Below are 14,597 nucleotides of genomic sequence, written 5' to 3'. Positions count from 1 at the left end.
CCCATATGGCACGGGCCGGCCCGGCACCCTCGTGGGGTTCGCCGGACCGGCCCGATGGGAGCACCGCGGTCGTCTCGGCCCCGATAGGCCGCGGTGCGGCCGAGGTCACGCCCCCGATGGCGACCTCGGGCGTCGGCCGTCGTCAGGAACGACTGCCGACCGTCTCCTTCCGGTCCTCCCGTTCATCGGACTCGGCCAGCCGCTGCTGCAGACGTTCGCCCTCGACGTCGACGTTCGGCAGGACCTTGTCCAGAGGCTTCGGAAGCCACCACGCGGCCTTGCCGAGCACGGCCAGTACCGCGGGCACGATAGTCATACGGACCACGAAGGCGTCAAACAGCACGGCGATCGCCAGGCCGAACCCGATCATCTTGATCATGGATTCGGACGAGCCGACGAAGCCCGCGAACACGCTGATCATGATCAACGCGGCGGCGGTGACCACGCGGGCGCCGTGGCGGAAGCCGGTGACGATGGACTCCCGGGGAGTCTCGCCGTGGACGTACGCCTCCCGCATGCGGGTGACCAGGAACACCTCGTAGTCCATGGCCAACCCGAACACCAGGCCGACCAGGAAGATCGGCATGAGGCTCATGATCGGCCCGGTCTGCTCCACGCCGAAGAGGTCGGCGAGCCAGCCCCACTGGAAGACCGCCACCACGGCGCCCAGGGCGGCGACGACCGACAGCAGGAAGCCGAGCGCGGCCTTGAGCGGGACGAGGATGGACCGGAAGACGATCACCAGCAGGACGAAGGCGAGGCCGACCACCAGGAGCAGGTAGGGCAGCAGGGCGTCGTCGAGCTTCTGCGAGACGTCGATGCCCATCGCGGTCTGGCCGGTGACGAGCACCCGCGCGCCGGTGGAGTCGGCGATGTCGCTCGCCTCGTCGCGGATCGCGTGGACCAGTTCCTCGGTCTCGGTGCTGCTGGGGGCGGACATGGGGATGACCGTGATCATCGCCGTGTCGCCGTCCCGGTTGAACGTCGGCGGGGTCGCGATCGCGACGTTGTCCAGCCCCTGCAGCGTCGCACCGGTGGCCTCGACGGCGGCCTGCGGGTTCTCGCTGCCGCGTGCGTCGACGGCGACCACGAGCGGTCCGTTGGTGCCCGGCCCGAAGCCCTCCGAGATGAGGTCGTAGGCCCTGCGCTGGCTGGTGTCGGTGGGCTTGGAGCCGTCGTCGGGCAGGCCGAGCTGGAGGTCCGTCGCGGGGACCGCGATCACGCCGAGGGCCACGACACCGAGGAGCAGCACGACCACCCGGTGGCGGAGGACGAAGCGGGCCCAGCGGGTGCCCGCACCGGGCTTGTCCTCGCCGTTGGCGGGGGTGTCGCTCTTGCGCTGCTTACGCGGCAGGATGTGCTTGCCCGCCATGCCGATGAGCGCCGGGATGAGGGTCAGCGCCACGAGCACGGCCAGCACGACCGCACCGGCGGCGGCGAGACCCATCTTCGTGAGGATGGGGATGTTGACCACGGCGAGCCCGGCCAGCGCGATGACCACGGTGAGGCCGGCGAAGACGACGGCGGAGCCGGCGGTGCCCGTCGCGCGTCCGACGGCGTCCAGCGGCGTGCGGCCCTCGGCGAGTTCGGCGCGGTAGCGGGAGACGATGAACAGCGAGTAGTCGATGCCGACGGCCAGGCCGATCATCGTGGCCAGGATCGGCGTCGTGCTGTCGAGCTCCAAGGTCTGCGTGAGCACCGTGATGATCGACACGCTGATGCCGACCCCGACGAGTGCGGTGGCCAGCGGGAGTCCGGCGGCGACGAGGGAGCCGAAAGTCACCAGCAGCACGACGGCGGCGATGATCACACCGATGACCTCGGTGACCCCGGTCTCCGGGAGCGTCAGCAGCGCGTTACCACCGATTTCCACGGTCAGGCCGGCGTCGCGTCCCGTCTCGGCCGCGGCTTCGAGCGCGTCGCGGGTCTCGTCGGTGAGTTCCAGCGGCGAGGTGTTGTAGGTGACCTGGGTGTAGGCGATCGTGGCGTCGCGATTGACGGTCTGAGCCTGGAAGGGGTCGACGGCCTGCTGGACCTGCGACCCTTCGGCCAGGTCGGCGACGATGTCGCCGATGACGGCTCGGTTCTCCGGGTCGGAGAGTCGCTCGCCCTCGGGGGCCTGGAAGACCACCCGTGCGGTGGCGCCGTCGGGACTGCTGCCGGGGAAGCGTTCCTCCAGCAGCTCGAACGCCTGCTGGGCTTCCGTTCCGGGAATCGAGATCGTGGTGGAGGCCGTCGAGGACGAGGTCGCGGCGGCGCCGCCCGCGGCGGCGAGCACCAGTACCCAGAGCACGGCGATCAAGCCGCGTCGCCGGAAGGCGAAACGGCCGAGCCGATACAGCATCGTGGCCATGCGGGGAGAACTCCTGGTCGGTCGGTGGGGACGGGAAAATGGGTGGCGAAGGTCCCCGGTCCCTCGGTCGAGGGAGGAGGGGAACGGTGGGTCAGGAGATGCCGAGTGCGGGGAAGACCACCGCGTCGAGATAGCCCTCCATGTACTCGGCGTCGATGTCCTTGTTCTCGATGAGCCGACGGGTGCCGAGGGCTCCGAGGAGCAGGTGCACGATGTAGTCCTTCGCCGGGTTGTCGGGAGCCAGTTCGCCTCGTGCGATGGCGCGGTTCACCACGGCGTCCAGCGATTGCAGTCCGGGCCGGATGTGAAGCTCGTGGAGCGCCTCCCACAGTTGGGCGTCTTTGGTCACGGCGTGTGCCAACCCGTTGAGCAGAGCCGTGTCCTCGGTGGCGTGGGTGATCAACTCGTGAGCTATCCGGCGCAGGTCGCCCGCCAGGGAACCGGTGTCCACATCCAAGGGCGCGGTGCCCGCCAGATGCCGTAGGGCGGTCGCGACGAGTTTCGGCTTGCTCTCCCACTGTCGGTAGAGGGTCGCCTTGCTCGCCTTGGTCCGGGCCGCGACGGCGTCCATGGTCAGGGCTTCGTAGCCGTGTTCACGGACGAGGTCCACCACGGCGGTGAACAGCTCCCGTTCGCGTTCCGGCGTGAGCCGGGTACGACGGGGTGCCGAGGGCGCCTGGGCGGGCATGCTGGACTCCACACAGAAACGAAACTGTTTCGTACTTCTGCCAGTGTAGCCACGTCCCACCCCGGTGACACCGTGCGGCCCCGCCGACGACGGGGCCGCACGGGGTGATTACGCCAACAGGTACAGCACGGATGCCAAGCCGAAGCCCACGAGGCCGATGGTGGTCTGCATGACGGTCCAGGTCTTGAACGTCGTCTTGACGTCCATCTGGAAGAACCGGCCGACGAGCCAGAAGCCGGAGTCGTTGACGTGGCCCGCCGTCACCGACCCGGCGGCCAGGGCCAGCACGATGGCCACGACCTCGACGGAGCCGAATCCGCCGCCGAGCACGAGCGGTTGCACCAGGCCGGCGGCCGTGGTGAGCGCGACCGTGGCCGAGCCCTGCGCGATCCGCAGCACCGTGGCGATGACGTAGGCGGCCACGATGACCGGGAGGCCGAGGTCCGCCAGCGTGCTCGACAGCGCGTCACCGATCCCGCTGGCCCGCAGCACGCCACCGAACATGCCCCCGGCGCCGGTGATGAGGATGATCGAACACACGGGCCCCAGAGCGGAGTCCACCAGCCGCTCCACCACGTCCTTGCCCCGGCCGCGGCGAGTCCCGAGCACGTACATGGCGACGAACACGGTGATCAGCAGGGCCACCGGCGTGGACCCGAGGGCGACGGCGATGTCGAGCCAGCCCGCCTCGGGGTCGATCCATCCCGCTTCGGCAGCGGTGCTCAGCCCGGTGTTGGCGAAGATCAGCACCAGCGGCAGCAACAGGAGGCCGATGACCGTGCCGGGGCTCGGGGGCTCGGTGTCGGACTCGATGTCGTCGTCTTTGCCCCGCAACAGCTCGGGGACGGGCAGCACGATGCGTTTGCCCACCCACACGCCGTAGAGATAGCTGGTGAGGAACCAGGTGGGGATCGCGAGCACCACGGCGAAGGCGATGACCAGGCCGACGTCGGCCCCCAGCAGGGTGCTCGCCGCGACGGGACCGGGGTGCGGCGGCACGTAGACGTGCATGACCGAGAACGCGCCCGCCGCGGGCAGGCCGTAGCGCAGCACGCCGCCGCCGAGCCGGCGGGCCACCGAGAAGATGATCGGCAGCATCACCACGAGACCGGCGTCGAAGAAGATCGGGAAACCGAAGAGCAGCGAGGCGATGCCGAGCGCCAACGGGGCCCGTTTCTCGCCGAACCGCCGAACCAGTGCGTCGGTGAGGGACTGGGCCCCGCCGCTCACCTCCAGCAGTCTGCCCAGCATGGCGCCGAGGCCGACCAGCAGCGCCACACTGGCCAGGGTCGATCCGAACCCCTCGGTGAGCGTGTCCACGACCCGGTCGGCGGGGATGCCGGTGGCGAACGCGGTCGCCAGACTGACCGCCACGAGTGCCAGGAAGGCGTGCACCCGCAGGGTGATGATGAGCAGCAGCAGGACGACGACCGCTCCCGCGGCGATGCCCAGTAGCGGGGCCGTACCGAGGGTTTGCGTCCACTCGTCGGTGTTCATCCGAAGCTCCGTTGCTTGTCGGGGGTGGGGAGGGGTTCCGCAGGGCGCCTACCGTCCCGGTCGGGGGCGGAGGCCGAGCTGGGCGAGAGCGAACTCCGTGATCCGCTCGGGGGGCTGTCCGAGATCGACGGTGACGCCGTCCTCGTCGGCGCCCAGTGGTTCGAGGTCGGCGAACTGGGAGTCCAGCAGGGAGGGCGGCATGAAGTGGCCCGCGCGGGCCGACAGCCTTTCCCTGATCACGGGCGCGTCCCCCGCGAGATGCACGAACCGCACTCGGGCACGGGCCTGTCGGAGGAGGTCGCGGTAGGACCGCTTCAGCGCCGAGCATGTGACGACGGTGTTCTCGCCCGACTCGGCGTGCTCGGTGATCCAGTCGCGCAGTGAGGCCAGCCAGGGTGCCCGGTCGGCGTCGGTGAGCGGGGTGCCCGCGGACATCTTCTCGATGTTGGCGGGTGGGTGGAACTCGTCGGCCTCGGCCATCGGCCAGCCGAGTTTCTCCGCGAGGTGCTGGGCGATGGTGCTCTTGCCCGCGCCGGACACACCCATCACCACCACACAGGTGGCATTCATGGCGCTCCTCGGTTAAAAGGTATTACTTTTAGCGGCGAAAGATAGCACCATTTATGGAGCCGTGTGAAGGCGTGGTGGGGGGATAGGGTCGACACGTGAGCGTTGAACCACAGGTGGGGGCGGAGGTCCTGCACAACACCGTGCTGGACACGATCGGTTCGGACATCACCAGCGGCGAACTCGCCTGCGGTGACGTGCTCACTCTCGATCGCATTCAGGAGCGGTTCGGCGTCTCCCGGACGGTCGCCCGCGAGAGCGTGCGCGTCCTGGAGTCGATGGGCCTGGTGCGATCCCGCAGGCGCGTCGGCATCACCGTCCAGCCCCGGTCGAGCTGGAACGTGTTCGACCCGAGGGTCATCTGGTGGCGGCTTTCCGGCCCCGGCCGCGACGAGCAGTTGCGCTCGCTCACCGAACTGCGGATCGCGGTGGAGCCGCTCGCGGCCGCCGCCGCGGCGCGGAGTGCTTCGGCCGTCGAACGCGCGCGGGCCGTCGACCTGGCCACGCAGATGCGCGAACTCGGGGAGGCGGGTCGGCTCGACGAGTTCATGGAGCGGGACGTCGCCTTCCACACGCTGTTGCTGCGCGCGTGTGGCAACGAGATGTTCGGGGCCCTGTCCGACGTCGTGGCCGCGGTCCTGCGCGGACGCACGCATCTCGGTCTCATGCCTCCTCAGCCCGTGCCCGAGGCGCTCGACCTCCACGAACGGGTCGCGAAGGCGGTCGCGCGGGGCGAGCCGGACGTCGCCGAGGCGGCCATGACCGAACTCCTGGCGGAGGTCCGGGACGCGATGCTGCCGCTGTGGCGGCGGTGAGGTCGGCCACGTCCGGCGGGCCTCACCGCCGCTTGGCGTCCTCGACGATCATGTCCGCGGCCTTCTCCCCGATGGCCATGGTGGTGATGCACGGATTGACCGCCACCAGGAACGGCATCACCGACCCGTCGACCACCCGCAGTCGTTCCACGCCGCGCACCCGCAGCCGTTCGTCCAACGGGGCGAAGGGATCGCTGGCCGGCCCCATCTTCACCGTGCACGACGGGTGATACACCGTGTTGTGGGTTTTGACGATGTAGTCGGCGAGCTCCTCGTCGGTCTGCGCCTCCGGCCCCGGCGCGAGTTCCGCACCGGCCCACTCCCGCATCGCCGGTTGGGAGACGATGCGGCGGGCCAGCCGGATGCCGTACGTCATCACCCGCATGTCGTGGGGATCGGTGAAGTAACACGGGTCGACCTTCGGCCGGTCCCGGAAATCGGGGGTCCGCAGCTTCACCGTGCCGGTGGAGCGCGCCCGAGTGACGTTCGGCGTGAGACAGAAACCGTTCTCCGTGGTCGGATATCCGTGCCGGAGGGTGTTGAGGTCGAAGGGCACGGAACCGTAGTGGAACATCAGGTCGGGTCGGTCGAGCCCCGGTTCGGTGGTGGTGAAGACGCCGATCTCCCACCACTGGGTCGACTCCTCGACCATCGGTTTGCGGGCCTCCCACTGGACCAGGCCCTCGGGGTGGTCCTGGAGGTTACGGCCGACTCCGGGGGAGTCCACGAGCACGTCGATGTCGAAGCCCGCGAGTTCCTCGGCTGGGCCGATCCCGGAGAGTTGAAGCAATTTTGGACTGTCGATGGCCCCGCAACTCACGATCACCTCACCGCGCGCGGCCACGTGTTCACTGTGGACGAGGTCCTCGGTGAGGATGTCCACCCCGGTGCACCGCAGCCCGTCGAAGGTCAGCTGCTTGGCACGTACCCCGGTCCGGACCTCCAGGTTGGGACGTCTGCCCATCACGGGGTGCAGGTAGGACACCGACGACGACGCCCGCGTGCCGTCCTCGAACGCGTTGATCTGGAACCAGTTGGCGCCGTTGGTCACCGTGGTGCCCGAATTGAACTCGGCTCTGGGAATACCTGCCTGCTCGCAGGCCTCCAGCAGCGCCACGCCCGCCGGGTCGTGAGGGGGGATCGAGCGGATGCGCACCGGTCCGTTCCGACCGTGGTGGTCTCCGGGAGCGTCGTTGTTCTCCAGCCTCCGGAACAGGGGGAAGAGGTCGGCGGCGGACCACCCCGGCAGTCCCAGCGACGCCCATTCGTCGAGGTCCTCGGCCGGAGCCCAGAACGCGATGCACGAGTTGTGCGAGGAGCAGCCACCGAGCACCTTCGCCCTGGCGTGTCGCAGGAAGGAGTTGCCGTTCCGCTGCGGCTCCACGGGGTAGTCCCAGTCGTATCCGGACTCCAACAACGCCATCCACCGGTCGAGCCGCAGGATCGCGGGGTCGTCCACATCGGATGGCCCCGCCTCCAGCAGACAGACGGAGGTGTCCGGATCCTCGGACAATCGGGCCGCGACCACCGCCCCCGCCGTCCCACCACCGACGACGACGTAATCGAATTCCCGTGGCATGGGGACTCCTCTCGTCCGCTCGCCTCGTGGGACTTCCGGCACCGCGACACGGCGGCGCCGCTGCCGCCACGAGACCAGTATCCGGCGTACCGGTCTTCGCGGCAGCGCTTTGCCCGAAGGTGGGCTGCGGTCGGAGACCTCCCTAGACTAAGCAGAACGAGGCAGCGAGAACGACGGCGAGCGAGGTGGAGTGTGACGTTGCTGGAGTCCGTGCACGGGCCGGCTGACCTCAAACGAATGGACCACGACCAGTTGAGCGTGCTGGCCGGGGAGATCAGGGATTTCCTCGTGGAGAAGGTGCGCAGGGCGGGCGGTCACCTCGGACCCAACCTCGGTGTCGTGGAAATCACTCTGGCCGTCCACCGGGTGTTCGACTCCCCGAAGGACGCCCTGCTGTTCGACGTGGGTCACCAGTCGTACGTGCACAAGATCGTCACGGGTCGGCACCGTGATTTCGACCGGCTGCGCCAGCGGGGCGGGATCGCCGGCTACCCGGCGCGTGCGGAGAGTGAGCACGACTTCATCGAGAACAGCCACGCCTCCACGGCTTTGTCGTATGCGGACGGGTTGGCGAAGGCCTACCAGCTCGCGGGCCTCGGTCGGCACGCCGTGGCGATCGTCGGTGACGGTGCGTTGACCGGTGGCATGTGCTGGGAGGCGCTGAACAACATCGCCGCCGACCGGGAGCGTCCCGTCGTCATCGTCGTCAACGACAACGGCCGTTCGTACTCGCCGACCATCGGAGGATTCGCCGAGCACCTCGCGTCGCTGCGCCTGCGCCGTGGTTACGAGCGCCTGCTCGACGGCGGCAAGGAATTGCTGCAGAACACCCCGGTCGTGGGCAAGCCGCTCTACACCGCCCTGCACGCGGCCAAGGCCGGCATCAAGGACGCGCTCAGCCCGCAGGTCATGTTCTCCGACCTCGGCCTCAAGTACATCGGTCCGGTCGACGGGCACGACCTGGCGGCCCTGGAGAAGGCACTGCAGAGCGCCAAGGCGTTCGGCGGCCCGGTGATCGTGCACGCCGTCACCGAGAAGGGTCACGGCTACGCGCCCGCGGTGAACCACCAGGCCGACCAGATGCACCAGACCGACCCGATCGACCCGCACACCGGCAAGCCGCCCGCCAAGGGGCTGAGCTGGACCTCGGTGTTCGGCGACGAACTCGTCAAGATCGGGGCGGAGCGCGACGACGTGGTGGCCATCACGGCGGCCATGCTGCGTTCCACGGGCCTGCACTCGTTCGCCGAGACCTACCCCGACCGCTGGTACGACGTCGGTATCGCCGAGCAGCACGCCGTCACCTCCGCCGCGGGGCTGGCGATGGGTGGCCTGCACCCCGTCGTGGCCGTGTACTCCACCTTCCTCAACCGGGCGTTCGACCAGGTGCTCATGGACGTGGCACTGCACCGCCTGCCCGTCACGCTCGTGCTCGACCGCGCGGGCATCACGGGGCCGGACGGCCCCAGCCACCACGGCATGTGGGACCTGTCGTTGCTCGGCATGGTGCCGGGCATGCGGGTGGCCGCGCCCAGGGACGCGCAGACGTTGCGCGAGGAACTGCGCGAGGCCGTGGAGATCTCCGACGGTCCCACCGCGCTGCGGTTCTCCAAGGGCGGCGTCGTGGAGTCGGTGCCCGCCGTCGACCGCGTCGGTGGCGTGGACGTCCTGCGCGGCGACGAGCGCCGGGACGTGCTGCTGGTGACCGTGGGGGCCTTCGCCCGGCTCGGGCTCGCCGCCGCCGACCGGCTGGCCGACCAGGGCATCGGCGTGACGGTGGTCGACCCGCGGTGGGTGCTGCCCGTCCCCGAGGAGCTGGTGTCGTTGGCGGAGTCCCACCGGCTCGTCGTCACGCTGGAGGACAACGGACGCCACGGCGGCTTCGGGTCGGCGATGGCCGCCGCCCTGCGCGACGTCGACTGCGACGTGCCGTTGCGCGACCTCGGGATTCCCCAGCGGTTCCTGGAGCACGGCACGCGCGAGGAGGTGCTGGCCGGCATCGGCCTCACCGCGCAGGATGTGGCGCGCAGGGTCACGGAGTGGGCCGCGGGTCGGCTCGGCGACACCGCGCAGGACACTGAGAACGTGAAGGAGACCACGGAAGAGGCGGTGGACACACCTCGCGACTAGGGGTGTGCCATCAGATTCCTCTCAGGGAACTGTGACACGGTGTTCACGTGCGCGTATTGGTAGTTGAGGATGAGGCGCCGTTGGCCGAGGCGGTCGCACGCGGTCTGCGGCGCGAGGGGATGGCGGTCGACGTCGCGCTCAACGGCGACGAGGGCCACGAGAAGGCGTCCATCACCCGGTACGACGTGGTGGTGCTCGATCGGGACCTGCCGGGCATGTCGGGCGACGACCTGTGCCGGGAGATCGTGACCTCGGGTGAGCTGACACGGGTGCTCATGCTCACCGCGAGCGGTTCGGTGTCCGATCGCGTCGAGGGACTGTCCCTCGGGGCCGACGACTACCTGGCCAAGCCCTTCGCCTTCCCGGAGCTGGTGGCGCGAGTGCGGGCGCTGGGGCGGCGGGCCACGCCCGCCACTCCGCCGGTGCTCGTGGCCGACGACGTGGAACTGGACCCGGCCAAGCGCACGGTGCACCGGGCGGGGCGTCCGATCGAGCTCACGCGTAAGGAGTTCGGTGTCCTGGAGGTGCTGCTGGCGGCCAAGGGGGCCGTGGTGAGCAGTGAGGAACTGCTGGAGCGCGTCTGGGACGAAAACGCCGACCCGTTCACCACGACGGTCCGGGTCACGGTGATGACGTTGCGCAAAAAGCTCGGTGAGCCCGGAATCATCGAGACCGTGGTGGGGTCGGGGTACCGGGTGCCCGGTGCGGGCGCTTCGGCGGAGTCTGCTTCGCTGGATCGGTGATTCGCCGCACCGCTCTTCCCGCGCGAACACTGCGCGCCCGCATCACCGTGCTCGCGACCTCGCTCGTCGCCGTTGTGAGCGTGGTCCTGTTGTGGTTGGCATGGCGGCTCGTCGGTGACTCGGTCGCCGCCGTGCCCCAGCTTCCGCCCGGAACGCTCGTGCAGGTGGACGGCGTCGACGTGGAGGCGTCCGTGCTCGCCGACCATCTGCGGGAGCAGGCACGCGAACGGATGGTGGCGGCGGGCCTCACCGCGTTCGTGTTCGTGGTGACGGCGGGCAGCATTCTCGCGTGGACGTTGACCTCCCGCGTGCTGCGGCCGTTGCGGGAGATCACCGACACCGCCCGGCGACTGTCGGTGGAGTCGATGGGCGAGCGTATCGGCGAGGTCAGCAGCCGTGACGAGTTGGCCGAACTCGCCCGCACCTTCGACGCCATGCTCGACCGTCTCCAGGCGGCCTTCGAGGCCCAGCGGCACTTCGTGGCCAACGCCAGTCACGAGCTGCGTACCCCCTTGGCGGTCATTCGTACCGAGTTGGACGTGACGTTGTCCGACGAGGAGGCCGACGAGGCGGAACTGCGTCGGATGGCGGGCGTGGTGCGGGACGCGACCGACCGTGCCGAACGTCTGGTGAACTCGCTGTTGCTGCTCGCCCGCACCGACAGCACGGAACTCGCGGTGACCGAGCGGGTGGACCTGACCGAGGTCGTGGACAGCGCGTGGCGCGCGGTCAAGGCCAATGCCGAACGCAAAGGCGTCACCGCCCGGTTCGACCTCGGCGAGGCGGAGACGGTCGGCGATCCGGCCCTGCTGGAACGCGTCGCCGGGAACCTGTTGGAAAACGGCGTCACCCACAATGTCGAGAACGGGTGGATCGAGGCCACCGTGCGTCCCGGAGACGGTCCGTGGGTGGTGCTCACCGTGCGGTCGTCCGGCGGTGTCGTCGAACCCGAGACCGTGGCCGAGTTGTTCGAACCGTTCCGCAGGGCCGGGGTCGCCCGAACCGCTCGCACCGGCGCGGGCCTGGGGTTGTCGATCGTCCAGGCGGCCGTGCGGGCCCACGGGGGGTCGGTGCGGGCCGAACCCGTTCCCGGTGGCGGGCTCGCGGTCGAGGTGCGCTTGCCCGCCGCTCGGTGACCTCAGGCGCGGGCGCGCAGTGCCTCGCTGAGCGCTTCGGCGGTCAACTCCACCTGCCACGGCCTGGCCCCGCCTGCCGTCAGGACCGCCGCCACGGACTCCCGCGAGGTGTCCGAGGGCGGGCGCCAGCAGGTGCGACGCAGCAGATCCGGCAGCAGCAGGTTCTCCACGGGCACGCGATGCCGCTCGGCGATCTCGGCCAACGCCGTCCGCGCGGCGGCGAGCCGGGCCGCCGCGTCCGGGTCCTTGTCCGCCCACCGGTTCGGCGGGGGCGGTCCGTCGTGGGCGACGGTGGTGCTCGGCAGGTCCGCTTCGGGCAGGGTCCGGGCGAGATGTAGTTGTCTGAGCCAGCGGGTGGTGTAGCGCCGCTGGACCCGGCCGCCGAACACCGGAAGCTTCTGCAGTTCCGCGGGGGAGCGGGGGTCGGCGAGCGCGGCGTTGATGATCGCGCTGTCGGGCAGGATGCGGCCGGGTGCGCGATCCCGCTTGCGGGCCAATTCGTCCCGCGCCTCCCACAGGGCCCGCACGGCGGCGAGGCCGCGCGGAGTGCGGATCTTGTGGATGCCCGAGGTGCGGCGCCACGGCTCGGGACGTGGGGCCGGCGGTTCGGCCGTGCGGACGGCCTCGAACTCCTGGAGAGCCCATTCCAGCTTGCCCGCCGCGGCCAGCTCGGCTTCGAGCTTGTCGCGCAGGGGGACGAGCAGTTCCACGTCGAGCGCCGCGTAGTTCAGCCAGTCGATCGGCAGCGGGCGGCGCGACCAGTCGGCGGCGCTGTGGCCCTTCTCCAGCCGGTAGCCCAACAACTCCTCGACCAGCGTGCCCAACCCCACCCGTTGGTGGCCCGCGAGTCGTCCCGCGAGCTCGGTGTCGAACAGCGACGGCGGGCGCAGCCCCAGCTCGGCGAGGCAGGGCAGGTCCTGCGACGCCGCGTGCAGGACCCACTCGACGTCCTTCATCACCTCGGCCAGGGGCGCGAGGTCGTTGCGAAGGGCGATGGGGTCGATCAGGAACGTGCCGGCACCCTCGCGCCTGATCTGGACCAGGTAGGCCTTCGGCCAGTACCGATAGCCGGAAGCACGTTCGGTGTCCACGGCGAGCGCGCCGCTGCCCTCGGCCAGCCGGGCGCACGCCGCACGCAGCGTGTCGGGATCGGCGATGACGTCAGGGGTGCCTTCGGCCGGTTCCGTCAGCAGAAGAGGCGCAGAGTCCTCCGGTACGTCGGAGCTTTGATCTGCGTTGTCCACGTTTGTGAACCCTACGGGACGGGTCCACCGCGCCCGGCTCGCCCGTCCCGTAGAGCCTTGAGATGAGATCAGCGGATGACGCCCGCGCGCATGGCCAGTGCGACCATCTGCGCCCGATCGCCGGTTCCGAGCTTGCGCCCGATCCGCGACAGATGGGACTTCACCGTCAGCGCGGACAGGTTGAGCTCCTCACCGATTTCCTTGTTCGACTGGCCATCGGCCACGAGCTGGAGCACCTCCACCTCGCGAGCGGACAGCTCGCGCGGCGTGTTGTCGGTACCGCCACCCGAGTTCCGGTGGCCAGGACGGGTGCGACGCTGGGATCGGCGTAGACACCTCCCTCCAGCACCCGCCGTACGCCGTCGGTGACCACCACCGGCGACGCGGACTTCAGCAGATAGGCCTGCGCGCCCGCCTGGAACGCCGAACGCACGGCGTACGGGTCGTCGGACGACGCGAGGACCACGACACGGGGCCAGCCACTGCTCCGAAGCTCCGTGACCAGCTCGATGCCGCTGCCATCGGGCAACCCGAGGTCGAGGATCGCGAGATCGCACGGCCCGGTTGCGGCCGCCCTCGCCCTCGCCTCGGCGACGCTCGCGGCCTCGTGGACCGTGCCCGCGCCCATCTGCGCAAGTCGTGCGGCGATCGCCTCCCTCAACAGTGGGTGGTCGTCGACCACCAACACAGAAAACAGTTCCTCCCGCGGGTGCGGGACCATGCTCGCCGGCAACGAGCCGGCTGGCGTGGATCGAACGGCCTGAGTAAAGCCGACGGTAGCCACGTCACTACCTCCCTGGAGTCGGTCGTGCCCCCCGACCGGCACCGGGACTTTCGGCCAATCAGCCGCGCCAGCTTTAGACCGAAAGTGGTGTCGTCGAAAGCACTCTAGCCGTCCAGGTGGGCCAGTGGGGACATTCACCGCGGATCTATCCCTATCGGGTAACAGCTCACCACCTCCTCTATAGCGCATTCGGGTTCTTATACGGAAGGTGGTTAACACATTGCTCAGCGTGGACGATGTAGAAAAGTTCTCGCTCGTCGAACGCGCGTGCATTTGCCCTGTGCAGGCGGGTTTTGGTGGGTCCCGCGACCCGCTTTCGTCCCGTGGCGGCGAGGCGTGCGGCGGCCGCGGAGTGAAGGCCGGTTCGCCCGTGGTCTTCCCTTACGTAAGGGAAGAGTCGGCGAGTGAAAAAGCGCCACCGAAACGGTTTCGGGAATGATCGCGGGTGGTTCAGTCGTCGCGCCGTCGGCCGAACACGGTCACTCCGACCGGCGGCAGGCCCGCGTAGTGCGACAGCGCTATCGAGAAGGCCTCACCGTGCGGTCGAAGGTCGGTGCTCGTCGGTGTCCACGAGGCTCGCAGTTCGATGTCGTCGGTCCGGGTCGGTTCCGCGATGTCACCGAATCGCGCCGACGACGTCTCGGTGACCGTGCCGCCCAACGCGGTCCAGTCCGCTCCCGTGGCGTCGAGCGCGTCGGTGAGCCACGACCAGCCGACGGCGGGCAGGAACGGATCGGTGGCCAGTTCGGCGTCGAGTTCCGCCCGCATGTAGACGACGAGCCGGAACACGCCGTGCCAGCCCTCCTGTCCCTCGGGGTCGTGCAGGAGCACGAGACGTCCCATCGCGGGCACGTCGCCGGGGCCGGTGGTCTCCGCCGCGAGGGCGAACGCCCACGGTGCCAACCGCTGGGGAGCCTTGATCGGCTCCAGCGTCACCTCCGGCCGCGGAGTCACGGAGCGCAACGCGGCAACGGCGGCACGGAACTCCTCGGGCGTCTCGGTCATCGCGGTCACCACTCGACTGTAAGGTGCGTCGCCGTCCGTACGGGGACAGGCGCGCC

General features: G+C 69.7%; 11 protein-coding genes and 1 pseudogene. 4 read left to right on the top strand and 8 right to left on the bottom strand.

Features of this window, described 5'->3' with window-relative positions; genetic code table 11:
* Positions 1-142 precede the first annotated feature (142 nt).
* The 4 genes from SACGLDRAFT_RS13190 to SACGLDRAFT_RS13175 all read right to left on the bottom strand — a co-directional run bounded on the left by SACGLDRAFT_RS13190 (position 143) and on the right by SACGLDRAFT_RS13175 (position 5,108).
* On the bottom strand, positions 143-2,353 hold the full coding sequence (locus SACGLDRAFT_RS13190; protein WP_005465271.1) for an MMPL family transporter: 2,211 nt from the start codon (positions 2,351-2,353) through the stop codon (positions 143-145).
* Between the two features lie 91 nt (positions 2,354-2,444).
* Positions 2,445-3,041 carry a TetR/AcrR family transcriptional regulator gene (locus tag SACGLDRAFT_RS13185; RefSeq protein ID WP_005465270.1) on the bottom strand — a complete coding sequence of 199 codons (597 nt, stop codon included), beginning with the start codon at positions 3,039-3,041 and terminating at the stop codon, positions 2,445-2,447.
* Positions 3,042-3,149: 108 nt separating this feature from the next.
* Positions 3,150-4,538 (bottom strand): GntP family permease, encoded by a 1,389-nt coding sequence (locus SACGLDRAFT_RS13180; RefSeq protein ID WP_005465269.1) that lies wholly within the window; start codon positions 4,536-4,538, stop codon positions 3,150-3,152.
* Between the two features lie 48 nt (positions 4,539-4,586).
* Entirely contained in the window at positions 4,587-5,108 is a 522-nt protein-coding gene (locus tag SACGLDRAFT_RS13175; RefSeq protein ID WP_005465267.1) for a gluconokinase, read from the bottom strand.
* A 95-nt stretch (positions 5,109-5,203) separates the two neighbouring features.
* On the opposite strand from SACGLDRAFT_RS13175, the gene SACGLDRAFT_RS13170 reads away from it, so the two are divergent.
* Complete coding sequence (locus SACGLDRAFT_RS13170; RefSeq protein ID WP_005465266.1) at positions 5,204-5,920, top strand: FadR/GntR family transcriptional regulator; 717 nt, start codon at positions 5,204-5,206, stop codon at positions 5,918-5,920.
* Positions 5,921-5,942: 22 nt separating this feature from the next.
* Here SACGLDRAFT_RS13170 and SACGLDRAFT_RS13165 read toward each other — a convergent pair whose 3' ends face one another.
* On the bottom strand, positions 5,943-7,499 hold the full coding sequence (locus tag SACGLDRAFT_RS13165; RefSeq protein ID WP_005465265.1) for a GMC family oxidoreductase: 1,557 nt from the start codon (positions 7,497-7,499) through the stop codon (positions 5,943-5,945).
* Between the two features lie 192 nt (positions 7,500-7,691).
* On the opposite strand from SACGLDRAFT_RS13165, the gene dxs reads away from it, so the two are divergent.
* The 3 genes from dxs to SACGLDRAFT_RS13150 are packed head-to-tail and all read left to right on the top strand — an operon-like array spanning position 7,692 to position 11,508.
* A complete protein-coding gene (dxs, locus tag SACGLDRAFT_RS13160; RefSeq protein ID WP_005465264.1) occupies positions 7,692-9,629 on the top strand; it encodes a 1-deoxy-D-xylulose-5-phosphate synthase in 1,938 nt (645 codons plus the stop codon).
* Between the two features lie 47 nt (positions 9,630-9,676).
* Positions 9,677-10,372 (top strand): response regulator transcription factor, encoded by a 696-nt coding sequence (locus tag SACGLDRAFT_RS13155; RefSeq protein ID WP_005465263.1) that lies wholly within the window; start codon positions 9,677-9,679, stop codon positions 10,370-10,372.
* On the top strand, positions 10,369-11,508 hold the full coding sequence (locus tag SACGLDRAFT_RS13150; RefSeq protein ID WP_005465262.1) for a sensor histidine kinase: 1,140 nt from the start codon (positions 10,369-10,371) through the stop codon (positions 11,506-11,508). Before SACGLDRAFT_RS13155 ends, SACGLDRAFT_RS13150 begins: the two co-directional genes overlap by 4 nt.
* 2 nt (positions 11,509-11,510) lie before the next feature.
* Here the strand turns inward: SACGLDRAFT_RS13150 and SACGLDRAFT_RS13145 are convergent, their stop codons facing one another.
* From SACGLDRAFT_RS13145 to SACGLDRAFT_RS13135, 3 genes and pseudogenes are all read right to left on the bottom strand, one after another.
* Positions 11,511-12,752 (bottom strand): ribonuclease D, encoded by a 1,242-nt coding sequence (locus tag SACGLDRAFT_RS13145; protein WP_005465261.1) that lies wholly within the window; start codon positions 12,750-12,752, stop codon positions 11,511-11,513.
* Between the two features lie 68 nt (positions 12,753-12,820).
* A pseudogene (locus SACGLDRAFT_RS13140) lies at positions 12,821-13,536 on the bottom strand (response regulator transcription factor).
* A gap of 450 nt (positions 13,537-13,986) precedes the next feature.
* Positions 13,987-14,541 (bottom strand): DUF3000 domain-containing protein, encoded by a 555-nt coding sequence (locus SACGLDRAFT_RS13135; RefSeq protein ID WP_005465260.1) that lies wholly within the window; start codon positions 14,539-14,541, stop codon positions 13,987-13,989.
* Between the last annotated feature and the right edge of the window lie 56 nt (positions 14,542-14,597).

Source organism: Saccharomonospora glauca K62, from assembly GCF_000243395.2.
GTDB classification, from domain to species: Bacteria; Actinomycetota; Actinomycetes; order Mycobacteriales; family Pseudonocardiaceae; genus Saccharomonospora; species Saccharomonospora glauca.
Note: the sequence above shows the minus strand (reverse complement) of the source record. Positions and strands in the feature narration are given on the sequence as shown.

What these genes read in the sequence shown, in the direction of transcription:
- SACGLDRAFT_RS13185 (WP_005465270.1), bottom strand. Translation starts at nt 3,041, where the DNA reads ATGCCCGCCCAGGCGCCCTCGGCACCCCGTCGTACCCGGCTCACGCCG.
- SACGLDRAFT_RS13165 (WP_005465265.1), bottom strand. Translation starts at nt 7,499, where the DNA reads ATGCCACGGGAATTCGATTACGTCGTCGTCGGTGGTGGGACGGCGGGG.
- SACGLDRAFT_RS13175 (WP_005465267.1), bottom strand. Translation starts at nt 5,108, where the DNA reads ATGAATGCCACCTGTGTGGTGGTGATGGGTGTGTCCGGCGCGGGCAAG.
- SACGLDRAFT_RS13190 (WP_005465271.1), bottom strand. Translation starts at nt 2,353, where the DNA reads ATGGCCACGATGCTGTATCGGCTCGGCCGTTTCGCCTTCCGGCGACGC.
- SACGLDRAFT_RS13180 (WP_005465269.1), bottom strand. Translation starts at nt 4,538, where the DNA reads ATGAACACCGACGAGTGGACGCAAACCCTCGGTACGGCCCCGCTACTG.
- SACGLDRAFT_RS13135 (WP_005465260.1), bottom strand. Translation starts at nt 14,541, where the DNA reads ATGACCGAGACGCCCGAGGAGTTCCGTGCCGCCGTTGCCGCGTTGCGC.